General features: G+C 69.0%; 20 protein-coding genes. 10 read left to right on the top strand and 10 right to left on the bottom strand.

Annotated elements, in window-relative coordinates; translation table 11 throughout:
- Window positions 1–45: 45 nt before the first annotated feature.
- From ACFWF2_RS16855 to ACFWF2_RS16870, 4 genes are read right to left on the bottom strand one after another with little or no spacing between them, the layout of a single operon-like run.
- Window positions 46–672, bottom strand: coding sequence for an MBL fold metallo-hydrolase (locus ACFWF2_RS16855; RefSeq protein WP_379308349.1), 627 nt, complete (start codon window positions 670–672; stop codon window positions 46–48).
- A complete protein-coding gene (locus tag ACFWF2_RS16860) occupies window positions 669–1,754 on the bottom strand; it encodes an S-(hydroxymethyl)mycothiol dehydrogenase (protein ID WP_379308350.1) in 1,086 nt (361 codons plus the stop codon). Before ACFWF2_RS16860 ends, ACFWF2_RS16855 begins: the two co-directional genes overlap by 4 nt.
- 57 nt (window positions 1,755–1,811) lie before the next feature.
- The gene (locus tag ACFWF2_RS16865; protein ID WP_379308351.1) at window positions 1,812–2,030 is read right to left on the bottom strand and encodes a three-helix bundle dimerization domain-containing protein; all 219 of its coding nucleotides are present in this window, start codon (window positions 2,028–2,030) and stop codon (window positions 1,812–1,814) included.
- Window positions 2,031–2,068: 38 nt separating this feature from the next.
- Window positions 2,069–2,944 (bottom strand): hypothetical protein, encoded by an 876-nt coding sequence (locus tag ACFWF2_RS16870; RefSeq protein WP_379308352.1) that lies wholly within the window; start codon window positions 2,942–2,944, stop codon window positions 2,069–2,071.
- 268 nt (window positions 2,945–3,212) lie between these two features.
- On the opposite strand from ACFWF2_RS16870, the gene ACFWF2_RS16875 reads away from it, so the two are divergent.
- Both ACFWF2_RS16875 and ACFWF2_RS16880 read left to right on the top strand, forming a co-directional pair.
- Window positions 3,213–3,977, top strand: coding sequence for an ankyrin repeat domain-containing protein (locus ACFWF2_RS16875; protein ID WP_379308353.1), 765 nt, complete (start codon window positions 3,213–3,215; stop codon window positions 3,975–3,977).
- Window positions 3,978–4,026: 49 nt separating this feature from the next.
- A complete protein-coding gene (locus ACFWF2_RS16880) occupies window positions 4,027–4,947 on the top strand; it encodes an alpha/beta fold hydrolase (protein WP_379308354.1) in 921 nt (306 codons plus the stop codon).
- 48 nt (window positions 4,948–4,995) lie between these two features.
- On the opposite strand, the gene ACFWF2_RS16885 is transcribed toward ACFWF2_RS16880, so the two are convergent.
- A complete protein-coding gene (locus ACFWF2_RS16885; RefSeq protein ID WP_379308355.1) occupies window positions 4,996–5,514 on the bottom strand; it encodes a hypothetical protein in 519 nt (172 codons plus the stop codon).
- 116 nt (window positions 5,515–5,630) lie between these two features.
- Here ACFWF2_RS16885 and ACFWF2_RS16890 point away from each other — a divergent pair, with 116 nt between their 5' ends.
- Complete coding sequence (locus tag ACFWF2_RS16890; protein WP_379308356.1) at window positions 5,631–6,305, top strand: TetR/AcrR family transcriptional regulator C-terminal domain-containing protein; 675 nt, start codon at window positions 5,631–5,633, stop codon at window positions 6,303–6,305.
- A gap of 7 nt (window positions 6,306–6,312) precedes the next feature.
- Here the strand turns inward: ACFWF2_RS16890 and ACFWF2_RS16895 are convergent, their stop codons facing one another.
- Window positions 6,313–6,966, bottom strand: a complete 654-nt coding sequence (locus ACFWF2_RS16895; protein ID WP_379308357.1) for a TetR/AcrR family transcriptional regulator — start codon at window positions 6,964–6,966, stop codon at window positions 6,313–6,315.
- 162 nt (window positions 6,967–7,128) lie between these two features.
- Here ACFWF2_RS16895 and ACFWF2_RS16900 point away from each other — a divergent pair, with 162 nt between their 5' ends.
- Window positions 7,129–9,162, top strand: a complete 2,034-nt coding sequence (locus ACFWF2_RS16900; RefSeq protein WP_379308358.1) for a CocE/NonD family hydrolase — start codon at window positions 7,129–7,131, stop codon at window positions 9,160–9,162.
- 7 nt (window positions 9,163–9,169) lie between these two features.
- Here the strand turns inward: ACFWF2_RS16900 and ACFWF2_RS16905 are convergent, their stop codons facing one another.
- Window positions 9,170–9,952 carry a DUF72 domain-containing protein gene (locus ACFWF2_RS16905; RefSeq protein ID WP_379308387.1) on the bottom strand — a complete coding sequence of 261 codons (783 nt, stop codon included), beginning with the start codon at window positions 9,950–9,952 and terminating at the stop codon, window positions 9,170–9,172.
- 35 nt (window positions 9,953–9,987) lie between these two features.
- Entirely contained in the window at window positions 9,988–10,320 is a 333-nt protein-coding gene (locus ACFWF2_RS16910) for a plasmid stabilization protein (protein ID WP_379308359.1), read from the bottom strand.
- 94 nt (window positions 10,321–10,414) lie between these two features.
- Between ACFWF2_RS16910 and ACFWF2_RS16915 the strand changes: the two genes are divergently transcribed.
- From ACFWF2_RS16915 to ACFWF2_RS16930, 4 genes are all read left to right on the top strand, one after another.
- Window positions 10,415–11,149 carry a rhomboid-like protein gene (locus ACFWF2_RS16915; protein WP_379308360.1) on the top strand — a complete coding sequence of 245 codons (735 nt, stop codon included), beginning with the start codon at window positions 10,415–10,417 and terminating at the stop codon, window positions 11,147–11,149.
- 107 nt (window positions 11,150–11,256) lie between these two features.
- Window positions 11,257–12,159 carry a metal-dependent hydrolase gene (locus tag ACFWF2_RS16920; RefSeq protein ID WP_379308361.1) on the top strand — a complete coding sequence of 301 codons (903 nt, stop codon included), beginning with the start codon at window positions 11,257–11,259 and terminating at the stop codon, window positions 12,157–12,159.
- Window positions 12,156–13,262 carry a PDR/VanB family oxidoreductase gene (locus tag ACFWF2_RS16925; RefSeq protein ID WP_379308362.1) on the top strand — a complete coding sequence of 369 codons (1,107 nt, stop codon included), beginning with the start codon at window positions 12,156–12,158 and terminating at the stop codon, window positions 13,260–13,262. The genes ACFWF2_RS16920 and ACFWF2_RS16925 overlap by 4 nt, the downstream gene beginning before the upstream one ends.
- Before the next feature lie 32 nt (window positions 13,263–13,294).
- Entirely contained in the window at window positions 13,295–15,067 is a 1,773-nt protein-coding gene (locus ACFWF2_RS16930) for an SDR family oxidoreductase (RefSeq protein WP_379308363.1), read from the top strand.
- Between the two features lie 4 nt (window positions 15,068–15,071).
- Here the strand turns inward: ACFWF2_RS16930 and ACFWF2_RS16935 are convergent, their stop codons facing one another.
- Window positions 15,072–15,575: a hypothetical protein gene (locus ACFWF2_RS16935; protein WP_379308364.1), complete on the bottom strand. Its 504-nt coding sequence runs from the start codon at window positions 15,573–15,575 to the stop codon at window positions 15,072–15,074.
- A 74-nt stretch (window positions 15,576–15,649) separates the two neighbouring features.
- On the opposite strand from ACFWF2_RS16935, the gene ACFWF2_RS16940 reads away from it, so the two are divergent.
- On the top strand, window positions 15,650–16,009 hold the full coding sequence (locus ACFWF2_RS16940; protein ID WP_379308365.1) for a hypothetical protein: 360 nt from the start codon (window positions 15,650–15,652) through the stop codon (window positions 16,007–16,009).
- Window positions 16,010–16,099: 90 nt separating this feature from the next.
- Entirely contained in the window at window positions 16,100–17,104 is a 1,005-nt protein-coding gene (locus ACFWF2_RS16945) for a zinc-binding dehydrogenase (RefSeq protein WP_379308366.1), read from the top strand.
- A 190-nt stretch (window positions 17,105–17,294) separates the two neighbouring features.
- On the opposite strand, the gene ACFWF2_RS16950 is transcribed toward ACFWF2_RS16945, so the two are convergent.
- Window positions 17,295–17,735 carry a nitroreductase family deazaflavin-dependent oxidoreductase gene (locus tag ACFWF2_RS16950; RefSeq protein ID WP_379308367.1) on the bottom strand — a complete coding sequence of 147 codons (441 nt, stop codon included), beginning with the start codon at window positions 17,733–17,735 and terminating at the stop codon, window positions 17,295–17,297.
- Window positions 17,736–17,790: the final 55 nt, after the last annotated feature.

A 17,790-nucleotide genomic window follows, 5' to 3' on the forward strand; every position in this document is an offset into this window, starting at 1 on the left:
CAGGCTCCGCCGGAGCCTGGTGATCGATTGTCCGGATCGGTGGCGTCAGTGACCGCGGGCGATCCAGTCGGCGAGGGCGGGTTTCTCGGCGCCGATGGTGGTCGTGTCGCCGTGGCCGGTGTGGACGGTGGTCTCCTCGGGCAGCGCGAACAATCGGTCGCGGATCGAATCGATGATCGTGCCGAAATCGGAGAACGAGCGGCCGGTGGCGCCCGGACCGCCCGCGAACAGGGTGTCACCGGTGAACAGCGCCGCCAGTTCGGGCAGGTGCAGCGAGACCGAGCCGGGGGAGTGGCCGGGGGTGTGCAGGAGGTCGATGTCGGTGCCCGCCACCGTGATCCGGGTGGTGTCGGCCAGCGAGCGGTAGCCCGCATCGGGGTGGGTCATCCGCCACAGCGGCTCGTCGCCGGGGTGGAGCAGGACGGGGGCGTCGAGGCGTTCGGCGAGTTCGGGCGCGACGGTCACGTGGTCGTTGTGGCCGTGCGTGCACAGGATCGCGGTGACGTGCCGGGAGCCGACCGCTGCGGCGATGGCGTCGGCATCATGGGCGGCGTCGACGATCAGTACCTCGTCGTCGTCGCCGATCAGCCACACATTGTTGTCGACCTCCCAGGTCCCGCCGTCGAGCGCGAAAACGCCTGAGGTGACGACCTTCTCGATACGGGCGCTCACCACACCACCACCGAACGCAGCACCCGGCCCTCGCCCATGGCGGTGAACGCCTGCTCGACCTCGTCGAGGCCGATGCGCTCGGTGACGAAGCGGTCCAGCGGCAGCCTGCCCTGGCGATAGAGATCGATGAGCATCGGGAAGTCGCGTTCGGGCAGGCAGTCGCCGTACCAGGACGACTTGAGGGAGCCACCGTGCGAGAACAGGTCGATCAGTGGCATCTCGAGCTTCATGTCCGGTGTCGGGACGCCGACGAGTACCACGGTGCCCGCGAGGTCGCGACCGTAGAACGCCTGCTGCCAGGTCTCCGGCCTGCCGACCGCGTCGATCACGACATCGGCGCCGAAGCCGTCGGTGAGCTCCTTGATCTGCTCGACCACGTCACCGGTGCTCGCGTCGATGGTGTGCGTCGCGCCGAAATCCTTCGCCCACTCCAGCTTTCGCGGGTCGCGGTCGATCGCGATGATCGTGCCTGCCCCGGCCAGGCGAGCGCCCGCGACGGCGGCGTCACCGACACCGCCGCAGCCGATCACCGCGACGCTGTCGCCGCGCGAGACCGCGCCGGTGTTCACAGCGGCGCCGATACCTGCCATCACGCCGCAGCCGAGCAGGCCCGCCACCGCCGGGTCGGTCTCGGGATCGATTTTCGTGCACTGCTTTTCGTGCACGAGGGTCTTGTCCGCGAACGCGCCGATGCCGAGTGCCGGGGTCAGCGGGGTGCCGTCGGTGAGCGTCATGGGGGCGCTCGCGTTGTGGGTGTCGAAGCAGTACCAGGGGCGGCCACGCCGACAGGCCCGGCATTCGCCGCACACCGCGCGCCAGTTCAGCACCACCACATCGCCTTCGGCGACGTGGGTGACCGCGGCGCCGACGGTCTCGACGACACCGGCGGCCTCGTGACCGAGCAGGAACGGGAACTCGTCGTTGATCCCGCCCTCGCGGTAGTGCAGGTCGGTGTGGCAGACCCCGCAGGCCTGCACACGGACGATCACATCGTGCGGCCCCGGATCGGGGATCACGATGTCGACCGTTTCGACCGGGGCATCCTGCGCGCGGGCGATGACTCCACGGACGGTCTCGGGCATGCGGAACTCCTCAGTGTCGGCGTGTGCTACGCCAACGCTAGCGGTGCCGCGGCCCGATCAGTCCGGGATGGGTGGGATATTCCCGGTCGGCGTGCCCAGCTCTTCCCGCACATGATGCTCGACGAGCAGCGGAACGAAGTCGCGGACGTGCACCTTCGCGAAGTGGTCGTAGGTGTGCCGGACGATGTCGGCGATTTCGGCAGGGGCGATGGTGGGATAACGGATGGTCAACCGTTCGATGACCTCGTCGAGTTGCTGATCCTCGTGAGTAGTCATATCCCAGGGTTACCCCGGGAACCGGGATGGTCAACCGGTCACTTTTCGTCGAAGACCAGATCCGTCGGCGGATGGGTCAGGCGCACGGTCTGGCCGTCGATGACGGTGATCGCGTCGAGTCCGGTGGTGGAATGCCCGGTGGACAGGATGAAGAAGCGGTCGGCGGCCTGGGCGAGGAAGGCGGGGAAACCGTCGAGGGAGAGGTCGCCGTCGCCGAGTTCCAGGTAGTCGGCGAGGCGGCGGAACAGTTTCGGGAGCAGGATCACGTCCTCGGACAGCGAGGTCGGCGAGCTGACCGTGGCCCCGGTGGTCGTCGCGTCGGCCGCCCAGACGCCGAGCGGCGTGGGTGCGGTGGCGGCCGCCGTCGCGACCGCGGCGAATTCTTCGCGCAGGGTGGGGAACAGGCTGCGGTAGAACGTCGGATACGCGAGTCCGGTCGCCAGTTGGTGATGGTTGAGGGTGAGCCGCAGCAGGGCGATGTCGACGAACATCTCCGTGCCGGAGGCGCCGGGCGACGGGCCGCGCCCGGCGAACGCGACGCACCGCCCGTGCAGGTCGGCGCCGCGGGTCAGGATGAAACCGGGCACTTCGGCCTGGTCGGTGCTGGTGACGGTCTCGCTCGCGTTGCGCACCACCCCGGTGAAGCCCAGCCAGGCGAGCAGCTCCTCGGCGGCCGCATGGGCCAGCGGCAGCGGCTGATGGGTGCGGGTGCCGTGCCGGGGAGTGTAGTGCGTCTCGAGGGAATCGATGCCGTCCAGGCGCAGCTGCGCGGCGCCCGATGCATTGCGCTTGACCCGGTGCGGACCGCCCACCCGGTCCCATTCGGTGGGGTCGCCGGGCCGGAACCGCACCGAATCACCGTCCGGCTGAGCGCCCTTGGCGACGAAGACTCCGGAGATCAGCAGAAACGGCATCGTGGGTCCTTCGGCTCGTCCTGAGCACGGCCCGGAACGAGCGCGCGCAGGGCCGCGGGAGACATCGACCGCGCTGTCGAACGGATCTCAGTCTGGACATCTGGTGGCGCGCAAAGCAATACAGCGAGCGTGATGGTTCTTCGCTGTTCACCCGTCAGTTACCGCCACAGACCCATAGACGGTGTCGATGGCGGCGATCGGTACTGCGTCCTGGACGCGGTGGGGCCCGGTGGGCACGGTGGAGGGGACCTGACCAGAGGAGAAACCTATGAATCCGGCTCGCCCCACAGCCCGTGGCACCCGCGTGCTCGCGCTCGCGGTGCTCGCGGTGGGTATCGGCGCCTGCTCCGCCGACCCGGACGTGCCGCGGGCCGCCGAGGCCACGGTGACCACCGAGGTATCCGCGCAGACCACGCAGGCACCGCAGGCCACCCGGCAGGTCGATCACAGTCTCGACGACGAACTGTTCGCCGCCGCCGCGGACAACGACGCGGGCCGGGTGCGTGACCTGATCGCCCGCGGCGCCGACAGGGAGACCCGCGGCGACAAGAGCCGCACCCCGCTGGTCGCGGCGACCAAGAACCGGGCGAGCGCGGCCGCGGTGGCGTTGATCGAGGCGGGCGCCGATGTGAACGCCAAGGACGACCTGCAGGACTCCGCCTACCTGTACGCGGGCGCGGAGGGCTTCGACGAGATCCTCGAGCCGACTCTGCGGCACGGCGCCGACCTGCGCAGCGTCAACCGGTACGGCGGCACCGCGCTCATCCCGGCGAGCGAACACGGGCACGTGAGCACCGTGCGCACGCTGATCGCCGCCGGTGTCGACGTCAACCACGTCAACAAGCCGCAGTGGACCGCACTGCAGGAGGCGATCGTCTACGGCGACGGCTCGCAGCGCTACCAGGAGACGGTCACCGCGCTGCTCGCCGCGGGCGCCGACCCGCAGATCCGCGACGCGGACGGCCGCACCGCACTGCAGAACGCCGAACGCCTCGATCAGGCCGCGATCGTCGCCCTGCTGCGCGGACGCTGATCGGCCCGGCTGCGTCACCTGGCCCGGTGCGCGGACTACCCTCGGCGGCATGGCCGAGGACGAGTTCTTCCTGGATCCCACGATCGGTCGACCCGCGGAGAAGGTCGGGTACTTCACCGACCAGGCGAGTTTCCACCGGTTCGCCGCCGCCTACCACGCAGGCATGGCGGAACTACCGAAGCCCGACGCGATGGCGGCGGTGCCGACTTCGTTCGGGCAGGTGCGCGCCTACCGGTTCGGCCCCAGCGGCGGCACGCCGGTGGTCCTGCTGTCCGGCAGGCAGGCATCGACCCCGATGTGGGCCACCAACCTGCCCGGCTTGCGGGCGCGGCACACCGTCTGGTCGGTGGACAGCGTCGGCGAGCCGGGCGCGAGCGGCCAGACCAGGGAGCTGATCGACGGACTCGATCAGGCCACTTGGGTCTCGGAAACCATTGCAGGACTGGGTGTTCCCCGCGCCCATCTGCTCGGCGTGAGCATCGGCGCGAACCTGGCGGTGCAGACCGCCATGCACCGCCCCGGCTGCGTCGCTTCGATCACCCTGCTCGATCCGGCGAACACCTTCGCCCGGTTGAGCGGGAAGATGATCATCGTCTCGCTGGGCAGCGCCATCCCCGCGATGCCTGCCCGCCTGCGCAATCGCCTGCTGAGCTGGATCTCCGGTGGTGCCCCCGTCGACGACTCGGTCCCCGAGGGCAGGCTGATCGCCTCCGGCATGAAGGACTACCGCGACGCCCAGCCGCTGCTGGCGCGCCCGACCGAGGAAGAACTGCGCGCGATCGCCGTGCCCGTGCTCGCCGTGTTCGCCGGGCGCAGCATCGTGCACGACGCGACCGAGGCCGCCGCCACCGCGCAGCTGATCCCCGGCGCCCAGGTCGAGGTGTGGCCGGACGCCTCGCACGCCATCAACGGCGAATACCCCGACCGCATCGCCGAGCGGTTCGCCGAGTTCACGGCCGGGATCGGCTGACGGACACGACGAAACCCCGGCCGGAACCGGGGCTTCGGGAAGGGGATCTCAGCCGAGGATCGACAGCGCCAGCCCGATGACAGCGCCACCGAAAACCACTGTGTTACGGACCTTCTGGAGCGTCCAGGTCCACGCCGGGAACCCGGCTTCGGCGCGATCGAGCAGGGCGGGGACGTCGATCCGCGCCAGCTCGGGATCGCCGGTGCGGGCGAAGGCGGCCGTCACCGACCGCACCGCGGTGTGGTTGCTGTAGACGATCACGCAGTTGCCGAGGAACACCAGGGCCAGCACCACCCAGTTCACCGGGCGGGCGATGTCGAGGCCTGCCAGGTTCAGCCCGGCCGCGGTGAGCATGATCGCGGCGACGCTCAGCGGGGCCGCGCTCTCGTGTCCGCTGGCATCGAACCGCATGCCGTGCTCGTGCAGCGCCGTGGTCCGCACGCCCTGACGCGACAGCTCGGCCTGCGCGGTCGCCATGGCGGCCTTGCCGTAGCGGTGGCGAACGATCGGCATGCTCACGAAGGCGGCGGCGATGGCGATCTCGATGGCGGCGACGAGGGTGTTCATGGGGTGCTCCGATCTGACTTGAACTAAGTAAAAGAACCATAGCGTCAGACTTGAACTAAGTGCAAGAACTTTCTTGAACTTTGTGAAAGTCGATCGTGCGCGCCTATCGTGGCGGCATGGCACGCGACACCTTGACCAGGGAACAGATCGTCGGCGCGGCGATCGAACTGCTCGACGAGGAGGGCCTCGACGGGCTGAACATGCGCAGCCTCGGCCAGCGCCTGGACTCCGCCGCGACCGCCATGTACTGGCATGTGAAGAACAAGGACAACCTGGTGCGCCTGGCCGTCGACGAGGTGTGGGGCGAGATCGACCTGCCCGACCCTGATGCCGCCGACTGGCGCGCGGCCGCCGAGACGATGGCCGGCGGGATGTACGAGGCGCTGGCCAGGCACCCCTGGCTCGTGCAGGCGCAGGCGAGCCATCTGCTGTACGGACCCAACAAATCCCGGCACGACGAGAACGCGCTGGCGATCTTCGAAACGGCCGGATTCGACGACGACGATGCCGATCGCGCCGTCGCCGCGATCTTCCTGTTCGTCCTCGGCAACGCGACCGGCCCCGCCGCCAACGTCTCCCTGCGCAGGCGGCTGAGCAAAGGCGGCGCCGACCCGGAAGCGCAGCTGGCGCAGGCGATGACCGAGGCGAGCGAGATCGCGGGCACGTTCCCCCGTCTGCGCGCCCGGATCGAGCGCGCCGCAGGCACCGGCTACAACGCCGCGCCCGACAGCAGCTTCCGCTTCGGTCTGACGGCTCTGCTCGACGGTATCGCCGCGCGTAAAGCCTTCTAGCGCAACACTATTCGGCGACCGAGCCGATCCGCTCCAGCACGGCGGTCACCACGAGGAAGCCGCTGTCGACGACGTCCGCCAGTGGCTGGCGGTAGTCGTCGAGCACCCATTTCTGGGCGATGATCAGGATCGCGCCGACCAGTCCGAGAACCACCATCCGCACGCTCACGGCGGGATGGTTGTCCAGGTCCACATACGGCGTCAGCAGGGCCATGCAGATGTCGATCAGGGCGTCGAGCACATCGTGATAGGCGCGGTCGACGGTCGGGCTCACGCCGAGGATCTCGAAGAAGGCGATCCTCGGCACTCGCGGGTCGTCGAGGATGAGCTGGAAGTACGCCGTCAGCGCGCTACGCACCCTGGTGGCGATCTCGGCCTCGACGTCGCCGATGCCGACATGGATCGCCTCGAGCATCCGCGCGGCGACCTCGCGATACACCTCGAGCAGTAGATCCTCGCTGTCGGTGAAGGATTCGTAGAAGTATCGCTTGCCGACGCCTGCGGCGGCGCAGATGGTGGTGACCGTGGTGTTGCGGTAGCCATCGGTGCCGAACGCCTCGGTCGCCGCGTCGATCAGCCGGGCGCGGCGCTCCTGCTGACGCTGCCCTGGAGCGGCGCCGCGGTATCTGCGTCCGTCGGCATCGAGTTCGGGCGCGTTCACATCGTCGATTCTGTCAGGTGGCCCGATCGGGTCGGCGCAGCGGCTGGTCGGTGCAGGAGGTGGGCCGGGAACATGTTCTTGCGATCGAACGTGACGCAGGCTACGTTACTTTCCGGTACGGGAACGTCGTGGTTCCCGATGGTGGAGGGCTGAGACCGAAGCATGATCAAACAACGAGGGCGACTGGCCGCGCTGGTCGCATCTGTCGTCGTGTTCGCGGGGGCGGTCGCGTCGGCGCCGGTGGGCCAGGCATTGCCTGCCACCGACGGGCTGGACGCGCAATTCGTCGCCACCCACAACGGGCCGCAGCAATACCCGAACGTCTTCATCGAGTGGGACGTGCCGATCACCATGAGTGACGGAACGGTATTGAAAGCCAACGTCTATCACCCGGCGGGCGCTGACGGTCAGCCGATCGCCGAGCCGACGCCGACGATCGTCAACATGACGCCGTACACGAAGCTCGTGTCCAACATCGCCGACTCGACGCTCGCGGTGCCCGGCCTGTCCGACCTGCTGATGCCGGTCCTGCAGAACCTGGACTTCTCACCCTTCGGTTTCAGCAGCCTCAGCGACATGATGAAGGCCCTGCCCGGCGGCGCCGCGCGCACCTTCGGTGTCGACCGGAACCTGATCCGTGGCGGCTACACCCAGGTCGTCGTCGACGTGCGCGGCACCGGTTTCTCGCAGGGCACCTGGCAGGTGTTCGGCGAACGCGAACAGCTCGACGGCGTCGAGGTCGTCGACTGGGCCGCCAAGCAGCGCTGGTCCGACGGCAAGATCGGAATGAGCGGCATCTCCTACTCGGGGATCAACCAGCTGCACACCGCGCAGCGTCAACCCGAGGCGCTCAAGGCGATCTTCCCGATCGTGCCGGGCAGCGACCTGATCCGCGATGTCGCCGCTCCCGGTGGCGCGCTCGGCATCGGCTTCATCCCGGCCTGGCTGCTCGCTGTCGACGGCTCGAAACTGCTGCCGGACCTGGTCTCGATCCTGACCGGCAAGTTCGACTGGACCTGGCTGGCCGACCGGGTGCGTGACCCGTTCACCTTCTTCAATGTGCTCATCGCCGCCCTGACCACCCCGAGCGTGGACCAGATCCCGCCGGAGATGGCCGCGATCCTCGACGACGAGAGCCCGCTGCGGACCGCCTGGGTCGGTGCGCCGGATCAGGTGCGGGTGCCGACCTTCCTCTACGGCGGCTGGCACGACATCTTCACCTACTCGACCCCGCGCATCTACAACGCCGTCGATGTGCCCGCCGAGCAGAAGAAGCTCGTCATGGGCAACGTCTACCACGTGACCGTGAGCTCGGGCCTGGGTCAGGCCGATGCGCCCGCGCCGCTGGAATCGCTGCAGCGCGCCTGGTTCGACAAGTGGCTCAAGGGCATCGACAACGGCGTCGACCGCTACGAGCCGGTCACCCTATGGCAGCAGGGCAGCGAGCAGTGGACCACCGACGTCGCGTTCCCGCGGCCGGGCATGCAGCACCGGCGCCTGTACCTCGACGGCGCGTCCTCGGGGACCGCGCCGGGCAGCAGGCACGACGGCAGCCTGGTCACCGCACCCGGTGCCGCCCAGCGGGTTTCGGTCGACCCGAGCTTGACCACCATCTGCTCGCGCGATGCCGCGCAGGGCACCGCCGGTCTGATCCCGCTGCCCGACGTCTGCGCCAAGGACGCCAGGATCAGTGAAGGCGCGGCGCTGACCTTCACCACCGCGCCGGTGACCCAGCCGACCCGCATCTCGGGCTCGATCGCGGCACACCTGAACACGGTGCTCGACGCGACCGACGGCTACTGGACGGTGACGGTGAACGACGTTGCGCCCGACGGTCGTTCGACGGTGTGGTCGCAGGGTCAGCTGGTGGCCTCGCTGCGCGCGGTCGACGACGGCAAGTCGACGCGCTCATCCAACGGCGACTACACCGACCCGTACCCGATTCTCACCCTGGCCACCCGTCAGCCGGTCGTGCCGGGCGAGCCGACCACGATCGACATCGGCATCCGCGCCACCGACGGCGTCCTGCTGCCGGGCCACCGCCTGCGCGTCGACGTGTTCGCGAGCAACTTCCCCAGCGGAATCCCGTTGCGGCCGTTGCTGAACGAGAGCGGCCTGCGGACCCAGCACCTCGAGCTCGACCCGGCCCGGCCGAGCTGGATCAACGTGCCGATGGACGTCGATCCGGGCTGGTGACCGGTCGTTATCCGATTCCTCCCGGGGTAGCCGGTGCGGACTCGGGCACGCGGGTGACACACGCGCCTGCCCGGTCCGCGAGGTGGGCGAAGGTGATCGCGTCGCGCACGGCCGCGCCACCGGGATCGTTGTTGAAGTAGACATGGATGTCGGCGGTGTCGGGCCAGGCGTCGAGCAGCCGGTGCACCCAGCTGTCCAGCGCGTGGCGGCCGTAGTGCGGCGCCGGGTGCGCGCGGCCCGCGTGCAGGCGCAGGTAGGCCCAGTCGGTGGTGTGCCAGAGCGGAGTGATCGGGCGGGAGTCGCGATCGGCCCAGGCCAGTGCGGCGCGCCGGGCTTCCAGCACCGCGCGGATGTCGTCGGTCCACCACGATTCGTGCCGGGGTTCCACCGCGACCCGCACCGACGTGGGAAAGCAGCGCAGGCAGTCGTCGAGCAGCGTGGCATCCGCGCGCAGGGTCGGCGGTAGTTGCAGCAGGATCGGGCCGAGTTGCCTGCCGAGTCCTTCGGCCCGATCGAGCAGGCGCTGCACGGGTTCCTCGGGTTCGCGCAGTCGCTTGATGTGGGTGAGGAACCGGCTGGCTTTCACCGCGACCAGGAAGTCCGCCGGTGTCCGCTCCCGCCACGCGGCGAAGGTCTCCCGGCTCGGCAGCCGGTAGAAGGCGTTGTTGGATTCGACCGTGGTGAACGCGTCGGCGTAGTGCTCGAGCCAGCGCCGCATCGGCAGACCGTCCGGATACAGCACGCCACGCCAGTCGCGGTACTGCCAGCCGGAGGTGCCGACCCGGATCACGGCGCTCACCTGCCTATAGCGAGCCTTCCCTGCCGTCAGTCGCGACCGAGGGCGTGGGCCAGTTCCTGCTTGTTCATCTTCGAGCGACCGTCGATGTGGCGGCGGCGCGCCTCCTCGTAGAGCTGGTCACGGGTCAGACCGCGCGGGCCCTTGCGATGGGACCGCTGGCCGCCACGACGCTGCGGCGAGGTGTCGGTGCGGGAGAGCTTGCTCGACCGCTCGGCCTCACCGGACTGCGCCCGCGACTTGTTGACCGTGCGCGCCGCGATCTCCTCGGCCCTGTCCTCGCCGACGCCGCGTTCCTGCTGCGATTCCTTGATGTGCTTGTACTGCCGTTCGCGCTTGTTGCTCCATGCTTGCTGCGGCATAGCTACACCTCCGCGTCTCGATCGGGGTTTCTGTTTGCCGACTACCCGGGCCGCACACGCGGAAACAGCGGCGGAGTCCGGCACACTGGCGAAGGTGAGCGCATCGGGCGGCGGGCGAGCGCGAGCCGGCGCGGTGGCGGCCGGGATCTGGCGGTGGCTGCGCAGCGCGCCGGGCACGTATCTGTGGCTGGCCGCGCTGGCGGTGACGACCGTCATCATCGACCGGCTCACGCCCGGGGAGGCCAGGGCCTGGCTCGGGCATCGGTCGACCAATCTGTACCACCTCGGCGAGGACCCCGTCCGGGTGCTGATCGGCAGCGCGTTCTGGACCGACGGCGGCGGCTGGTTCGGTTACGCGGTGCTGTTCACGATCTTTCACGCCAACGCCGAGCGGTGGCTCGGCACAGTGCGCTGGCTGGTGGTGGCCGTGCTCGCGCACGTGGGCGCCACCTATCTCAGCGAGGGTGTGCTGCTGTGGGCGATCCGCAACGACGACGCGCCGGAGCGGGCGATGTACACCCTCGACATCGGCGTCAGCTACGCGCTGGCGGGCGTCGCCGCCGTGCTGGCCTATCGGCTGGTGCGGCCGTGGCGCTGGTGGTACGTGCTCGGTGTGTTCGCCGTGGTGATTCCGCCGATCCTGCTGAGCCGGACCTTCACCGATATCGGGCACGCGAGCGCCGCCGTCATCGGGTTCGCGTGCTACCCGCTGACACGCGGACGCGACGGGACCTGGGATCCGGGTGTGTCGCTGCGCCGGATCCGTCGCCGGACGTCGGCTGCGCGGCGCTTCTCGTGGCCTGATTTCGGCAAAACGCCACGAAATTAGGTGTTACTTCAAATACTACGTACATGTATCATTGCCTTACCGCACGACCGGCGCACCGTCGCGCCCGGCGCTCGAAGGAGTATCGCGCGGTGAGACGAGGAGTACCGATGAAGCTACTTCGCCGGGCAGCACGGCGACCGGAGGTAGATCCCGGCAAGGTCGCTCTGCACGCCCGCAATGTGACCTTCGACTGGTCGGGCGTCGACCTGCAGTGGATGTCGGCCGAACCGTACGCGTCGCACCTGATCAGCGCGCTGAACATGCTGCTGCCCGAGGGCGAGCGCATGTTCATCGTGACCTATCGCGAGGCACTGGCCTACGTGAAGGACGAGAAGCTGCGCGAGGACATGCTCGGTTTCATCGGGCAGGAATCGATGCACGCGGAGACCCACGAGAAGGTCCTGCGCGACGTGCTCACCGCCAACGGCATCGACGCGGGCCCCTATGTGCGGCAGATGGAGTATCTGTTCCGCAAGACGCTGGGCCCCCGCGGCGGCGACGACCGCGCCGGACGGCAGATGCTGGTCGAACGGCTCGCGTTCATCGCCTGCCTCGAGCACTTCTTCGCCTGGCTCGGCGACTGGGTGATCAACGCCGACCTGGAGAAATTCGGCGCCGACCCGCGCATGGCCGACCTGTTCCGCTGGCACGGCGCCGAGGAAGTCGAGCACCGCAACGTCGCCCACGATGTCGCCGAGTACTTCGGCGTCGGGTACGTGCGCCGGTGCGCCTCGATGGTGCTGGTGTTCCCGATCTTCATCGCCCTGGTGGTGCGCGGCGCGAAGTTCCTGGTGCAGCAGGATCCGCGGCTGCCCGATCACGGCTATCTGCGGGTCATCGCCGCGGTCCTGGCCGCGATGTGGCGCGGTGCGCTCCCCGGCATCCCGTCGCTGCTGATCAGCGCGCTGTCGACCTTCCAGCCCGGCTACAGCCCGGAGAATGTCGGTTCGACCGCGCAGGCCGTCGCCTACCTCGCGCAGTCGCCTGCCGCGCGGGCGGCCGCTTCGTGACCGTGCGCGACATACCCCAGGCGCTGCCGGGCGACCTCTACGGCAAGCACCGGCACGATCCAGGCACCCGGGTGCTGGACGCGATCGCGACGGCCCGGTTGCGCTGGAGTGGCCTGGTCAATCGCCGCGATCTGCGCCCGCGCGTCGACGATCGCCGGTTCCCGGTGGTCGTCACCGAGCGCCGGATCGTCGCGCACGACCAGGATGTGGTGAGCCTGCGCCTGGAGTCGCCCGACGGCCGGGAGCTGCCCGCGTGGCGGCCCGGCGCGCACCTGGATCTCGAGCTCCCCTCTGGCCGGCTGCGCCAGTACTCGCTGTGCGGTGACCCCGCCGACGCGCACGCCTACCGGATCGCGGTGCGCCGCATCCCCGATGGCGGCGGCGGCTCGCTCGAGGTGCACGACGAACTGCCGGTCGGCAGCCGGTTCATCGTCCGCGGCCCGCGCAACGCCTTCCCGTTCGCGGTGCCGGGCCACGGCTCGCCCGCGCAGCGGCTGCATTTCGTCGCGGGCGGCATCGGGATCACCCCGATCCTGCCGATGGCGCGGCTCGCGCACCGGCTCGGGGTGCCGTGGACGATGGTCTACACCGGCCGCTCCCGCGACACCATCCCGTTCCTTGCCGAGCTGGAGAGCTTCGGCGAGCACGTGACCGTGCGTACCGACGACGAGCACGGCCTGCCCGACGCGGCGGCCCTGCTGCCCGCCGTCGGCGCGGGCACCGCCGTGTACTCGTGCGGCCCGACCCCGATGACCTCGGCGATCGTCGCCGCGGTCCGAACGATGCCCGACGTGGAACTGCATTTCGAACGGTTCTCGCCGCCGCCGATCGTCGACGGCACCGCGTTCGAGATCGAATTCGCCTCCACCGGCGCGGTGATCGAGGTGCCCGCCGATCGCAGCGCGCTCGACGCCATCCTCGACACCCGCCCCGACCAGCCCTACTCGTGCAGGCAGGGTTTCTGCCGCACCTGTGTGGTGCGGGTTCTGGCGGGCGCGCCCGACCATCGGGAAAACACACTCTCCGATGACGACCACGCCGCAGGCGAGATGCTCGCCTGCGTATCCCGTTCGCACGGTGAGCGATTGGTGCTCGACCTGTGAGTTCGATTCCAGGACAAGGAGTCCGAAGAGATATGACTGTCGAGACCACACCGGCCGCGAACCGGCGCACCGTCCGCAACGGCGATTTCGAGCTCGCCGTGTTCGAATACGGTGACGCCGCGGCCGACACCGTCGTGCTCGTGCACGGCTGGCCCGACACACATCATCTGTGGGACAAGGTGATTCCGCGCCTCGCCGAACGCTTTCACGTCGTCGCCTACGACACCCGCGGCCACGGCGAGTCCACCCGCACCCAGCGCACCGCCGACTTCCGGCTCGAGGAACTCTCGCGCGACTTCTACGCGGTCATCGACGCGGTGAGCCCCGACCGCCCGGTCCACGTGCTCGCCCACGACTGGGGTTCGGTACAGGTGTGGGAGGCCGTGTGCGAGCCGCAGGCCACCGAGCGGATCGCCTCGTTCACCTCCGTGTCCGGCCCGAACCTCGATCACCTGGCCGCCTGGACGCGCGATCGGCTCTCGCGGCCGACCCCGCGCAACATCTGGCAGCCGGTGACCCAGGCGCTGTCCTCGGCCTACACCGCGTTCTTCATGACCCCGGTGCTGCCGCGCGCCACCTTCAACGCCATCGGCACCGAGAAGGTGTGGCAGCGGGCCGTCGCCGTCATGAACGACACCGCGCCGGCCAATGTCGTGCTCGGGCCCACGTTCCGGCGTGACATGGTCGACGGGCTGCTCATCTACCGCGCGAATATCGCTCAGCGCATGCTGTCGCCGCGCGAGCGCCGCACCGAGGTGCCGGTACAGCTGATCGTCGCCGGACGCGACGTGGCTGTGCGCCCCGCCGGTTACGACGATTCCCACAAGTGGACCGCGCGGCTGTGGCGTCGTGACGTCCCCGCCGGGCACTGGATGCCGTTCTCGCATCCGGACCTGCTGGCCACCGCGACCACCGAACTGATCGACGCGCTCGGCGGCGGCGAGGTGCCCCGCGGCCTGGCGCGCGCCGAGGTCGGCCGCGGCCGGAAGGAATTCGGCGACAAGCTGGTCGTGATCACCGGCGGCGGCAGCGGCATCGGCCGCGAGACCGCGCTGGCCTTCGCCCGGCTCGGCGCCGAGGTGGTGATCTCCGACGTCAACGAGAACGCGGCCAAGGAGACCGCCGAGCTCATCCTCGCCGAAGATGGTGTCGCGCACGCCTATTCGCTCGACGTGTCGGACGCGGACGCGGTGCGTGAGCACGCGAACGAAGTGATCGCCGTGCACGGCGTGCCCGACATCCTGGTCAACAACGCCGGCGTCGGCCAGGCAGGCAGCTTCCTCGACACCCCGTCCGAGGAGTTCGACCGGGTGCTGCGGATCAACCTCGGCGGTGTCGTGAACGGCTGCCGTGCCTTCGGCGCCGCGATGGCAGAGCGCGGCCTCGGCGGGCACATCGTGAACCTGTCCAGCATGGCCGCCTACAGCCCGCAGCGGGACATGGCCGCCTATGCCACCAGCAAGTCGGCGGTATTCATGTTCTCCGACTGCCTGCGCGCCGAACTGGCCGATCGCGGCATCTCGGTGTCGACCGTGTGCCCCGGCATCGTGCACACGAACATCGTTGCCACCACCCGGATTTCGGGTGTCTCCGCCGAAGAAGAGGCGGCCACCCAGCGCAAGTTCGACAAGCTCTACGAGCGGCGCGGCTATACCCCCGACAAGGTCGCGGCGCAGATCGTGAAGGCGGTGCGCAGCGGCCGTGAGATCGTGCCGGTGACGCCGGAATCGTGGGTGCAGTACCGGATCAACCGGATCGCGCCCGGCGCGGTGCGGTTCGCGGCTCGCCGGATGAAGCTGGTCTAGGCGATCACGCCCGGCGCAGTTGCTCCTCCACGGCGGCGACGTGCCGGGCGTCCACGCCCCACGGATTCTCGACACCGACCTGGCGGTCGAGATCCCACAGCACACATTCTTCGCCCGGTCGCGCCACCAGCGACCAGGCGACCACGGTGCGGCCCAGCTGTTCGATCATCGACCCGTGGTCGGGTGCACTGTCGCCCGCGCCGTCGGGGAAGTGATGCAGGAACCGGCCGTAGGCCTCGGTGCAGAACTTCGCGTACAGCTGGGTGCACAGGATGAGCCCGTGCCAGGCCTCGTCGACCGCGTGCGAGGGCATGCCGATCACCTGGTCGTCGCGCATGGCCGCGCCGCAACAGCGCAACCATTGGCGCAGCCCGGTTTCCACCAGGTCGCGCGGCTGCCAGGGGCAGGTCTTGAAGATCGCGTCGGGGAAGTGCAGGTCGGCGACCGTGCGGTCGACCGTGGTGAGGTCGATCGGTCGCGGACCGCGTCGGGGGAACGAAAGCGCCACGAATTCACTGTAAGCCCCCTGAGCGGTCGCCCGTAGGTGCTGCTGGGGACGGCCGGGGCGGCTAGCCTGCGGATATGGTTTCGATGTTGGTGATCGTGCTCGCGTTTCTGGTGATCGGTGTAGCGGTGCTGGTCACGACCATCGTGGTGCTGATCCGCAAGCTGAGTCCGCCCCGCAACGATCACGGGTACGTCGATCAGAGCTGGTTGGCCGGGTCGGCGGGCGGTTTCGGATTGTTCGACGGGTCGCCGGGGCCACACGGTCACGGATCGAGCTGCGGTGGTGGTTCGACCAGCGGCTGTGGCGGCGGGAGCACCGGTAGCTGTGGCGGCGGCTCGAGCAGCAGTAGTTGTAGCGGTGGGAGCAGTAGCAGCTGTGGTGGCGGAAGTAGCAGCAGTTGTGGTGGCGGAAGCAGTTGCGGCGGCGGCTCGTGATCGTGTGATCCACGCCTCAGCACCCTTGACCTGAACTTCGCTCGAGGTTCCATGCTGGACGCGTCCCGTGAACACCACGAAGGAGTCGCGATGCGTGCAGTGCAGGTCAGGGAATTTGGTGGTCCCGAAGTGCTCGAGGTGCGGGAATTCCCTGTGCCGCAACCGGGTCCGGCCGAGGTGGTCGTCGATGTCGAAGTCGCCGACGTGATGTTCCTCGACACCCGGCTGCGCAGTGGCTGGGGCCAGGACTTCTTCCCGCTGAGCCCGCCGTATGTGCCCGGCGGCGCGATCGGCGGTGTCGTCTCCGCGGTGGGTGCCGAGGTCGATCCCGGCTGGCTCGGCAAGCGCGTGGTCACCCAGACCGCCGCCAGCGGTATCGGCGGTGGTGTGCCGACCGGCGGCTATGCCGAGAAGTCGCTCGCCAAGGCCGAGACGCTGATCGAGATCGCCGACGGGCTGAGCACCCAGCAGGCCGTCGCGCTCGCCCATGACGGTCGTACCGCGCTGGCAGTATTCGATCGTGCTGCCGTCCAACGGGATTCGTGGGTTCTGATCACCGCGGCGGCGGGCGGGCTCGGCACCCTGCTCATTCAGCTGTCGGTGGCGGCGGGCGCCAAGGTGGTAGCGGCGGCGCGGGGAGCGGGCAAACTCGCTCTCGCGGAACGACTCGGCGCGACCGCGGTCGTCGATTACTCGACCGACAACTGGGACCAGCGGATCCGCGAGATCACCGGTGGGGGAGCGCATGTCGTCTTCGACGGCACGGGTGGGGCCATCGGCGGCCAGGCGCTGACCGCCGCTTCCGACAAGGGTCTCTTCCTCGGATACGGCTCCGCGGCAGGGGGTTTCGCGACAGTAGACGCGGAGGCTGCTGCCGCCCGCGGTGTCACGGTGCTCGGACTGTTCGACATTGTCGCCGGTGAGGTCGACTGGTCGGCCCTCGCCCGCCGCGCGCAGGCCGAGGTCGTCGCGGGAACGCTGGAAGTGGTTATCGGACAGACATTTCCGATCGAGCAGGTAGAACAGGCGCACTCGGCGATCGAGAGCCGATCGGCACTCGGTCGTACCCTGTTGACGATCGGCGCGTCATTGTAACTTATTATGCGCCGCAAGGGAATACGCGATAAGTTCATACTGTGCAGGGAATTATTGTCATCGCGGTGATAGTTGGGGTTCTCTTGTTGGTCGGCGGGGTGATCAAGCTGGCCAGTAACCCGGGGAGCAGTATGGAGCGGCGTGACCGCGAGGGGCGGGCACGCGAACGTCGGCCGAAGGCTGAAAAGGCTTAGCCGGCATCAGGATTCGGTCGCAGGACCACCACGGCGATCGGTCGCCGCGTCTTCGTCTGATAGGCGCGGTACCGGTCGCCGTTGACTGCGTTCACCAGCTCCCATCGCCGGGCGTAGTCCGGATCGTCCGGGTAGGTCGCCCGTGCTGTCACCGTGATCTTGCGGGTCCCCACCTGGATCTCGCACTCCGGCTGCGCTTTCACATTCGCCAGCCACCCCGGCGGTCGCGCCGACCCGCCGTTCGATGCGGTCACCAGGAAGTCCGCGCCGTCCTTGGCGTAGGTCAACGCCGAGGTCCGCGCCTGCCCGGTCTTGCGCCCCACCGTCCGCAACAACAAGGTCGGATTCCCGAACAACAACCGGTGCCCCACCAGCCCACCACTGTGCTCGTACACCCACTGATGCCCCCGAAGAACCCGCACGAAGATGTCGGTCATGCCCCCATCCTCGCCCGCCCCTCCGTACCCCGCCACCTGGCTCGCCGAGTGGTCA

The organism is Nocardia sp. NPDC060259 (assembly GCF_042728775.1).
Lineage (GTDB): Bacteria > Actinomycetota > Actinomycetes > Mycobacteriales > Mycobacteriaceae > Nocardia.